Here is a 9,201-nt window from a genome sequence, read left to right on the forward strand (position 1 = left end):
CGGCATCTTAGCAAAACGCTGCGGAAGTCTCGGCCCCGCGCGACTTTGCGAGCGGAGCGAAGCAACCCAGGGCAGCGCGACCTCGACGAACGTGGCACCGCTGGACTGCTTCGCTCCGCTCGCAAAGACGGGGCGGCTCCTGCTGCAGCCTGTTCCTTGTTCCGGCTGCCGCTTCTCGATCGTCTCCTGCGGTCAGGGTCCGGCACCCTCAGCGGCGTGCAAGATCGTCCAGTGCGAGGTTCAGCGCCAGGACATTGACGCGCGGCTCCCCGAGGAGGCCCAGCGTCCGCCCCTCGGTGCGGGAGGTCACGAGCGCGCGCAGCGTCTCTTCCGGAATCCCGCGGGCCTTGGCCACCCGGGGCACCTGGAAGTCGGCGGCCTCCGGCGAGATGTCCGGGTCGAGGCCGGAGCCGCTGGTGGTGACGAGATCGACCGGCACCGGCGCCCCGGCGTTCTCGGCCTTCAGGGCGTCGAGGTCGCCCTTGACCCGTTCGGCCAGCGCCGCGCTCGTGGGCCCGAGGTTCGAGCCCGAGGAATTCGCCGCGTTGTAGGGTGCCGGCACGGTCTTGGAGGCGTCCGCGGGGTCGGCCGCGGTGGTCGCAGAGGGCCGTCCGTGGAAGTAGCGGGCGCCGACGAAGTTCTGCCCGATGAGGCTGGAGCCGACGATATGGCCGTCGCGCTCGATCAGGCTGCCGGAAGCCTTGGCGGGGAAGATCACGCCGGCGAGACCCGTCATGGCGAGGGGATAGGCGAGGCCGGTGATCACCGTGAGCGCGGTGAGAAGGACCAGGGCGGGGCGAAGCTGTCTGAGCATGGGAGGTCTCCGGGCGGCCGGTTCAGGCGAGGTGGAGGGCGCTGACGGCGAGGTCGATCGCCTTGATGCCGAGGAAGGGCACGAGGACGCCGCCGAGGCCGTAGATCAGCAGGTTCCGGCGCAGCAGCGCGGCCGCGCCGACGGCGCGGTAGGTGACGCCGCGGAGCGCCAGCGGGATCAGCGCCACGATGATCAGCGCGTTGAAGATGATCGCCGACAGGATCGCGCTCTGCGGCGAGGCGAGATGCATGACGTTGAGGGCCTGGAGCTGCGGGTAGAGCCCCAGGAACATCGCCGGGATGATGGCGAAGTACTTGGCCACGTCGTTGGCGATCGAGAAGGTCGTCAGCGCGCCGCGGGTCATCAGCAGCTGCTTGCCGATACCGACGATCTCGATGAGCTTGGTCGGGTCGCTGTCGAGATCGACCATGTTGCCGGCCTCGCGGGCCGCCACCGTGCCGGTGTTCATGGCGACGCCGACATCGGCCTGCGCCAGCGCCGGGGCGTCGTTGGTGCCGTCGCCGCACATGGCGACCAGCTTGCCCTGCGCCTGCTCCTTGCGGATCAGCGCGAGCTTGTCCTCCGGGGTGGCCTGGGCGAGGAAATCGTCCACCCCCGCCTCGGCCGCGATGGCGGCGGCGGTCATCGGGTTGTCGCCCGTGATCATCACGGTGCGGATGCCCATCTGGCGCAGCTCCGAGAAGCGCTCGCGGATGCCGCCCTTCACGATGTCCTTGAGATAGACGACGCCGAGCAGCTGCCCGTCCCGGGCCACGGCCAGCGGCGTGCCGCCGGCCTTGGCGATCGCCTCGGCGATGGAGCGGATCTCGCTCGCCGCGCCGGATTCGGCCTCCGGACGGAAGGCCAGGGCGGCGCTGGAGCCGCGGGTCGCCATGGGCTGCGCCGATACGGAGGCGATGACCGAATCCACCGCGCCCTTGCGGATGGACGACCCGTCCAGATCGACGCCGGACATGCGCGACTGGGCTGTGAACGGCACGAACGTGGCGTTGCGCCCGGCCATGTCGCGGGCGCGCAAACCGTACTTCTCCTTGGCGAGCACCACGATCGAGCGGCCCTCCGGCGTCTCGTCCGCCAGGGAAGCGAGCTGCGCGGCGTCGGCGAGCTCCTGCTCGGTCACGCCCGGGACCGGGCGGAACTCGGTGGCCTGCCGATTGCCGAGGGTGATCGTGCCGGTCTTGTCGAGGAGCAGCGTGTCGACGTCGCCCGCCGCCTCGACGGCCCGGCCCGACATGGCGAGCACGTTGAACCGCACCAGCCGGTCCATGCCGGCGATGCCGATGGCCGAGAGCAGGGCGCCGATGGTCGTCGGGATCAGCGTCACGAACAGCGCGACCAGCACGATCACGGGGATCGAACCGCCCGCGTAGCTGGCGAAGCTCGGGATCGACGCCACCGCGAAGACGAACACGAGGGTCAATCCGGCGAGCAGGATGTTGAGGGCGATCTCGTTCGGCGTCTTCTGCCGGGAGGCGCCCTCGACCAGGGCGATCATGCGGTCGACGAAGGTCGAGCCGGCGGCCGCGGTGATGCGGACCTTGATCTCATCCGAGAGCACCTGCGTGCCGCCGGTCACCGCGGAGCGGTCGCCGCCGGATTCGCGGATCACCGGGGCCGATTCGCCGGTGATGGCCGCCTCGTTGACCGACGCGACCCCCTCGATCACCTCGCCGTCCGAGGGGATCAGGTCGCCGGCCTCCACGAGGACGACGTCGCCGACCTTGAGGCTCGTGCCCGGCACGGTCTCGTAGGCGCGGCCCTGGCCGGTGAGGCGCTTGGCGGTCATCTCGGTGCGGGTGCGGCGCAGGCTGTCGGCCTGGGCCTTGCCGCGCCCCTCCGCGAGCGCCTCGGCGAAGTTGGCGAAGATCAGCGTGAACCACAGCCACAGGATGATCTGGCCGGAGAAGGCGAGATCGCTGCCTCCCGTGACGAGGTCCCGGGCGAACAGCACGGTGGTGAGGGCGGCCACCACCTCGACCACGAACATCACCGGGTTGCGGATCATGGCGCGGGGGTCGAGTTTTCTGACGGAGCCGACGAGGGCCGGCCCGATCAGGGCGGCGCTGAAGAGGGAAGAGGTCTGACGAGACATGGGCGATGTCCGGACGGGAGATTGAAGGAGGGCCCGCCGTCTTTGCGAGCGGAGCGAAGCAATTCAGGGCAGCGCTGCGTTCGGAGACGCCGAGCCTCGCTGGGTCGCTTCGCCGCGTACGCGATGACGGCGGAGAAGCTCAGTCTGCAGCGCCGACGGTCAGCGCGTAGGCCGCCAGCAGGGCGAAGCCCGCGAGCATCACGACGCCGACGAGGGCCAGCACGAGGTCAGAGGTCCGCACCGGCTGCGTACGGTTCCGCCGGGACGGTTGCCGGTGCAGCACGAGGTGGTGGCGCGGCAGGCGTCGGGAGGGGAGGGCGCGCGGCATCTCAGCCCCCGGCCGCGAAGGTCTGGCCGGCCGCACCCGCGAGGTGCTCGACCACGGGGCCGAGCGCCAGGGACGGGAAGAAGGTCAGGCCGCCGATGATCAGGATCACGCCGACCAGCAGCCCGACGAACAGGCCGCCATGGGTCGGGAGCGTGCCCGCCGAGGCCGGGACGGTCTTCTTGGCCGCCAGCGACCCCGCGATGGCCAGGACCGGGATCTTCACGAAGAACCGCCCGACCAGCATGCCGATGGCCAGCGTGCTGTTGTAGAACAGCGTGTTCGCCGTGAGCCCGCCGAAGGCCGAGCCGTTGTTGGCCGCCGCAGACGTGTAGGCGTACAGGATCTCGGTGAAGCCGTGCGGGCCGGCATTGGCGGGGCCTGCGAGCCCGGCGGGCAGCACGGTGGCGAGCGCCGTGAAGCCCAGCATCATCAGCGGCAGGCAGAGGATGCCCAGCATGGCCATCTTCACCTCCTTCGCCTCGATCTTCTTGCCGAGGTATTCGGGGGTGCGGCCGACCATCAGTCCCGCCACGAAGATCGCGACGATCACGAAGATCAGCATCCCGTAGAGGCCGGCGCCGACGCCGCCGATGATGATCTCGCCGAGCTGCATGTTGAGGAGCGGGATCAGCCCGCCCAAAGCCGTGAACGAGTCGTGCATGGCGTTGACGGCGCCGCAGGAGGCCGCGGTGGTGATCACCGCGAAGAGCGCCGAGGCCGCGATGCCGAAGCGGGTCTCCTTGCCCTCCATGTTGCCGCCGGTCAGCCCGACGCTGCTGAGCACGGAGCTGCCGTTGGCCTCGGCCCAGTAGGTGACGGCGACGCCCGCCAGGAACAGGACGCCCATGGCGCCGAGGATCGCCCAGCCCTGGCGCTCGTCGCCGACCATGCGGCCGAAGACGTTGGTCAGCGCGGCGCCGATCACGAAGATCGAGACCATCTGGACGAAGTTCGACAGGGCGGTGGGATTCTCGAACGGGTGCGCGGCATTGGCGTTGAAGAAGCCGCCGCCGTTGGTGCCGAGCATCTTGATCGCGACCTGGCTGGCCAGCGGCCCGAGCGCGATGGTCTGCTTGGCGCCCTCCAGCGTGGTGGCATCCGCGTAGGCACCCAGCGTCTGCGGCATGCCCTGCCAGACCAGGAACAGCGTGTAGGGGATGCAGAGCGGCAGCAGCACGTAGAGGGTCGCCCGGGTCACATCGACCCAGAACGACCCGATCGTGCCGGTGGAGGCGCGGGCGAACCCGCGGATCAGCGCCACCGCCACCGCGATGCCGGTGGCCGCCGACAGGAAGTTCTGGTGCGTCAGCCCCAGCATCTGGGACAGGTACGACAGCGTGGTCTCGCCGCCGTACGACTGCCAGTTGGTGTTGGTGATGAAGCTGGTCGAGGTGTTGAACGCGAGGTCCGGCGCCACAGCGGTCTGGTCGGCCGGGTTGAGCGGCAGCACCGCCTGCAGGCGCAGGAGCGCGTAGAGCACCGCGAAGCCCAGCACGTGGAACAGGATGACCGCGCCCGTGTAGGCGAGCCAGTGCTGCTCCTGGCGGGCATCGATGCCCGACACGCGGTAGAGCCCGCGCTCGACGGGGCCGAGGACGGGCGAGAGGAGGGTGCGCTCTCCGGTGAAGACGCGGGTCATGTACGACCCGAGGGGCTTCACGAGCGCCAGAACGACCGCGCAGTAGAGCGCGATCTGGATCCAGCCGTTTAGGGTCATGGGGGAGATCCTGCGGGCCGCTCAGAACCGCTCGGGGCGGACGAGGGCATAGGTGAGGTAGACGAGGAGGCCGGCGGTCACGCAGGCGCCGAGGGCGAGGTCGAGGGTCATGACAGCCCCTCAGAGCCGGTCGCAGGCGGCGGCGTATCCGGCCGCGGCGGCGAAGAAGGCGAGCCCCCCGGCGAGGAAGACGAGGTCGAGCATGGTGGTCGTGTCCGGTTCGGCGACCGGCCGCGGAGGCTCCGCGGCCGGTCCTGGCCAGCCGGGACAGTGGCCCCGAACCGCGTTAGGGTTCGAGACGGGGCCAGGGGTGCCCGTATAAGGGCCGCATAAAGGTCGTCGGGACGCCGGACCGCGGGGCCGCCGACGCGCGCGAGTCTCGGCGATCAAGCTCGGGCAAGCTTGACCATTGGAACGGCTCCCTATTCCACAGGTCAGTATTTCGCTTTAATCAATCTTCCGGAACATATTAACGAAATATGATTTACGTCGCTGTGGAAACGACAGACGACGGGTGAGAGCTATGACGCGCCTGAGCGGCCAAAACAGGTTCGGGCGTGCCGGCGGCTGGTTGTTAGCCTCGATCGTTTCGCTCGGCGGATGCCCGGCCCTGGCCGGTGACGCGTCCTTCGATCGCGGCCAGGGGGCCGGATCGCCGACGAGCTCGCTCAGACGGGAAGCGCCGGTCTTCTCCTATCGCCAGTTCACGTCACGCCTGCCGGCGCTCCCCGAGATCGATGGCGAAGCCGAGACCGGAGACCACGGGCCGATCGCCTTGCCCGACCTGCCGGCCCAACCGACGGCCTCCCGCGGATGGGCGGGTGCCATGGGTCGCTTCGGCCACGGGCTCGACGCGGTGTCGGCGCAGGAGAGCCTGTCCCGCGTGCTCGCCGAGAGTGCAGAGCATCAGGCAGAGGAGCCGGGCACGACAGCCACGATCGCGCAGCGTGACGCGCCGCAGGGCTCAGACAGCGAGCGTCAGGATCGGCAGCCGCGGACGGCGCTGCTCGGGTCGGGGCGGGCGAGCTGGTACAAGCATTCCGGGCGGACGGCCAGCGGCACGGTGTACAACCCCGACGCGCTGACAGCCGCGCACCACACCTTGCCGTTCGGCACGAAGGTGAAGGTCGTCAACAAGCGGAACGGGCGCGCCGTGGTCGTCGAGATCACCGACCGCACCAACGAGCGGACCAAGGCGAAGCGCAACTACGCGATCGACCTGTCGCGGGCCAGCGCCCGGAAGCTCGGTATCGAGGGGATCGGACAGGTGGCGCTCTACCGGGTCGAGTGATCGTCGGCCCACCCCCATACGGTTTCGTCGAAGGCTTCGGTCTGTGCAGCCCGCTCCGTCCTCTCGCGCGTTGCGAAGCGGTCGAGGGTTGCGCGACCCTTGTCGGCGTGGCGCCGACGGGGTTGCTTCGCTGCGCTCCCGAGGACGGCACAGACCGGACTGACCGGAAACGGTTCAAGCCCGTTGGCTTCGGCTCCTCCGCTCCGCGTTCTCACCTCAAGGTGCGGCGTCAGTTGGCGTATCGGAGGTATCCGCTGCGCTGTGACACCGCACGACACAAGGCTTCATCCGGACCCACGTCCCGCAGAGCGCGGCGGGCTCGATCCTGGTTGGTCGAATGGGTTCCCGATCAGACCGTCAGCGAAGTCGCGCGTTCCCGCGCATCGGGACTGACCGGGACCGGAGGATGCGCCCGGCGCAATCAGCTCCCGGGCAGATCGTGAACCTCTTCGAAGAAAAACTCCTTCCAGCTCGTCGGCTTCTGCTTGATGTAGCCGGCGCGGGAGAAGAACTGGGCTGCCGGAAGCAGGTTCTGCGGGGCTGCGGAGAAGACCATACCGGGGCGTGCGATGAGCGCGGTGAGCGCGTCCGCCGAGATGCTCTCCTTGTTGACCTCGAGGTAGATGCCCGCCGCCGCCGGCTTGTCCTTCTCGATGAGGGCGATGGCTTCCTTGATGGCCCCGACGAAGGCCGCGATGATCTTCGGATTGGCGTCGTGGAACGTCGTCGTGCTGTAGACGCAGCCGTTCGTCAGGGGGCCACCCATCACCGCGACGGAATCGAGGACCTCGTGGACGTCCGGCATGGCCAGCTCCTGGTCCTGGTAGGGCGGCTGCGAGAAGTGCGCCGTGACGCCGTTGTTCTTGTTCTGAAGCGCGATCATCGCGTCGGGATGTCCCATCCCGACGGTCATCGCGTTGAACTTCTCGAGGGCACCGGCCCCGAACTGCTTCTCGACGGCGATGCCCAGCACCACGGGCTGCGTCCCGACCCGGATCGTCGGGACCGCGATCCGGTCGTTCGGCCCGAAATCGGCCAGCGTCTTCACGTTCGGGTTGTTGGTGACGAGCTTCATCGGCAGGGCGCCGGTTGCCACCACGCCCTTCACCCGTCCGCTCGTCTTGCCCCACATGATCAGCATGTTGGGACCGCCGCTGATCACCATGTCGACGCCACCCGACAGCAAAGCGTCGTTGCTGGCGCCGCCGTTGGTCAGTCGGGTCCACGTCACCCGCAGGTTCTCGATCCCTGCGGCCTTGGCGTGCTTCTCCACCAGACCGAGCTTCTCGGCGATGACGGCGGGCAGATAGGACAGGCCCGGCTGCTTCGCGATGCGCAGCTCGCTCGCCTCGGCGCGCGCCGGACCGGACCCGATCAGCGGCGAACCGAGGGCCGCCGCCGCGAGACCGTGGCGGAGAACCGTTCGCCGGGTCGCGCTGCCGCACTGTGTCGTGAAACTGCCGGAACGCATGAGCCCCTCGTCCGCGATGGATCGCTCCGGCCGGTCACTCCGGCCGAGGCGCGCGGCGACGCTACTTCAAGAATGCGTTACCGGGTAGCCGGTATTGGTATTCCAACGAAGCGTCTGAGCAGGCGCCCGCTTTTCATCCCGCGCCGAGGCCTAGCCCGCCTCGGGCAGCATCACCGTCCAGGCCTCGTCGAAGAGGTGCTCCTGCAGGTTCTCCCCGGCGCCGCCGCGGTCCACCACGACGAAGTCTTGGGCTTGCCCGAAGGGCGTGAGCACCCCGTGCCAGGTTCCCGGCGCGTAGCACACGCCCTGCCAGGGCTCCGTGACGAAGGCCTGCGGGCGACCGGGGCGACCGCCCTCGTCGGGGCATGTCACCACGAGGAAAGGGGCCGCGCTGAGCGGGATGAACGCTTGGCTGCCGAGGGGGTGGCGCTCGACGAGCCGGAACGTCAGGGGCAGGGGATACGGCTCAGCCTCGACGAGGCCGACGACGACCCTGCCGTCATCGCCGGTGACCCGAACCGTCGCGAGATCGTGGTAGCGACGGGCCATGCCGGCGTTCATCGGGCGCGGTTCGGTGGCGGCCTTGTCGATCACCGTGCCGAAGGGAGCAAAGGACTCGGCCGTCAGAGGACGCGCCGTGAGGGCGCGTGGGCTCATCGCGCGCCCGTCCGGGGCCGGAGTGCCGCGTGGCGGTTGACGTCCTTGTAGAGGAGGTAGCGGAAGGGTCCCGGTCCGCCGGCGTAGCAGGCCTGGGGGCAGAAGGCGCGCAGCCACATGTAGTCGCCGGCCTCGACCTCGACCCAGTCGCGGTTGAGCCGGTAGACCGCCTTGCCCTCCAGCACGAACAGCCCGTGCTCCATGACGTGGGTCTCCTCGAACGGGATCGAGGCGCCCGGACGCAGCGTCACGATGTTGACGTGCATGTCGTGGCGCACGTCGTCGGCGGCGACGAAGCGGGTGGTGGCCCAGGCCCCGTCCGTACCGGGCATCGCCGCGGGCGTGACGTCGGCTTCGTGGGCGAGGAACGACGGGGGCGCGTCGAGGCCGGGCACGCGCTCGTAGGCCTTGCGGATCCAGTGGACGCGGGCGGGCTCGCCGCCGTCGTTGCGCAGGCTCCAGGCCGCCCCGGGGGCGAGGTAGGCGTAGCTGCCGGGCCGCAGGGCGTGCGCGCGCCCGTCGAGGACGAGCCGCAGCTGGCCGCCGACCACGAAGAGCACGCCCTCGGCCTCGGGATCCGGCTCGGGCTGCTCGCTGCCGCCGCCGGGGGCGATCTCCATCAGGGCCTGCGCGAAGGTCTCCGAGAAGCCCGAGAGCGGCCGGGACAGCATCCAGGTCCGCGTGCCGGTCCAGAACGGCAGGACGCTGGTGACGATGTCGCTCATCACGCCCTTCGGGATGACTGCGTAGGCCTCGGTGAACACGGCCCGGCCGGTCATCAGGGCGGTCTGCGGCGGAAGGCCCCCGCAG

Annotated in this window: 9 protein-coding genes; 1 reads left to right on the forward strand and 8 read right to left on the reverse strand. The window is 69.6% G+C overall.

Going from position 1 to position 9,201, the window contains the following annotated elements:
* Positions 1–208: 208 nt before the first annotated feature.
* The 5 genes from ACLBX9_RS24845 to ACLBX9_RS24865 form a co-directional block, all read right to left on the reverse strand.
* A complete protein-coding gene (locus tag ACLBX9_RS24845; protein ID WP_447720804.1) occupies positions 209–814 on the reverse strand; it encodes a K(+)-transporting ATPase subunit C in 606 nt (201 codons plus the stop codon).
* A 22-nt stretch (positions 815–836) separates the two neighbouring features.
* Positions 837–2,927, reverse strand: coding sequence for a potassium-transporting ATPase subunit KdpB (gene kdpB, locus ACLBX9_RS24850; RefSeq protein WP_447720805.1), 2,091 nt, complete (start codon positions 2,925–2,927; stop codon positions 837–839).
* Between the two features lie 139 nt (positions 2,928–3,066).
* A complete protein-coding gene (locus tag ACLBX9_RS24855) occupies positions 3,067–3,255 on the reverse strand; it encodes a hypothetical protein (protein WP_447720806.1) in 189 nt (62 codons plus the stop codon).
* A gap of 1 nt (position 3,256) precedes the next feature.
* Entirely contained in the window at positions 3,257–4,972 is a 1,716-nt protein-coding gene (gene kdpA, locus ACLBX9_RS24860) for a potassium-transporting ATPase subunit KdpA (RefSeq protein WP_447720807.1), read from the reverse strand.
* Positions 4,973–4,993: 21 nt separating this feature from the next.
* Positions 4,994–5,083: a K(+)-transporting ATPase subunit F gene (locus ACLBX9_RS24865; RefSeq protein WP_020091582.1), complete on the reverse strand. Its 90-nt coding sequence runs from the start codon at positions 5,081–5,083 to the stop codon at positions 4,994–4,996.
* 412 nt (positions 5,084–5,495) lie between these two features.
* Between ACLBX9_RS24865 and ACLBX9_RS24870 the strand changes: the two genes are divergently transcribed.
* Complete coding sequence (locus tag ACLBX9_RS24870; protein WP_447720808.1) at positions 5,496–6,263, forward strand: septal ring lytic transglycosylase RlpA family protein; 768 nt, start codon at positions 5,496–5,498, stop codon at positions 6,261–6,263.
* Positions 6,264–6,684: 421 nt separating this feature from the next.
* Here the strand turns inward: ACLBX9_RS24870 and ACLBX9_RS24875 are convergent, their stop codons facing one another.
* The 3 genes from ACLBX9_RS24875 to ACLBX9_RS24885 all read right to left on the reverse strand — a co-directional run.
* The gene (locus ACLBX9_RS24875; RefSeq protein WP_010683432.1) at positions 6,685–7,734 is read right to left on the reverse strand and encodes an ABC transporter substrate-binding protein; all 1,050 of its coding nucleotides are present in this window, start codon (positions 7,732–7,734) and stop codon (positions 6,685–6,687) included.
* A 150-nt stretch (positions 7,735–7,884) separates the two neighbouring features.
* Positions 7,885–8,391, reverse strand: a complete 507-nt coding sequence (locus ACLBX9_RS24880; protein WP_010683431.1) for an ureidoglycolate lyase — start codon at positions 8,389–8,391, stop codon at positions 7,885–7,887.
* The coding region (locus ACLBX9_RS24885; RefSeq protein WP_447720809.1) for a bifunctional allantoicase/(S)-ureidoglycine aminohydrolase at positions 8,388–9,201 on the reverse strand (814 nt) is incomplete at its 5' end. The genes ACLBX9_RS24885 and ACLBX9_RS24880, both read right to left, overlap by 4 nt.

Source organism: Methylobacterium sp. A49B (genome assembly GCF_053346215.1).

Coding starts and splice junctions, on each gene's coding strand:
- ACLBX9_RS24845 (WP_447720804.1), bottom strand. CDS start 814: ATGCTCAGACAGCTTCGCCCCGCCCTGGTCCTTCTCACCGCGCTCACG.
- kdpB (WP_447720805.1), bottom strand. CDS start 2,927: ATGTCTCGTCAGACCTCTTCCCTCTTCAGCGCCGCCCTGATCGGGCCG.
- ACLBX9_RS24855 (WP_447720806.1), bottom strand. CDS start 3,255: ATGCCGCGCGCCCTCCCCTCCCGACGCCTGCCGCGCCACCACCTCGTG.
- kdpA (WP_447720807.1), bottom strand. CDS start 4,972: ATGACCCTAAACGGCTGGATCCAGATCGCGCTCTACTGCGCGGTCGTT.
- ACLBX9_RS24865 (WP_020091582.1), bottom strand. CDS start 5,083: ATGACCCTCGACCTCGCCCTCGGCGCCTGCGTGACCGCCGGCCTCCTC.
- ACLBX9_RS24870 (WP_447720808.1), top strand. CDS start 5,496: ATGACGCGCCTGAGCGGCCAAAACAGGTTCGGGCGTGCCGGCGGCTGG.
- ACLBX9_RS24875 (WP_010683432.1), bottom strand. CDS start 7,734: ATGCGTTCCGGCAGTTTCACGACACAGTGCGGCAGCGCGACCCGGCGA.
- ACLBX9_RS24880 (WP_010683431.1), bottom strand. CDS start 8,391: ATGAGCCCACGCGCCCTCACGGCGCGTCCTCTGACGGCCGAGTCCTTT.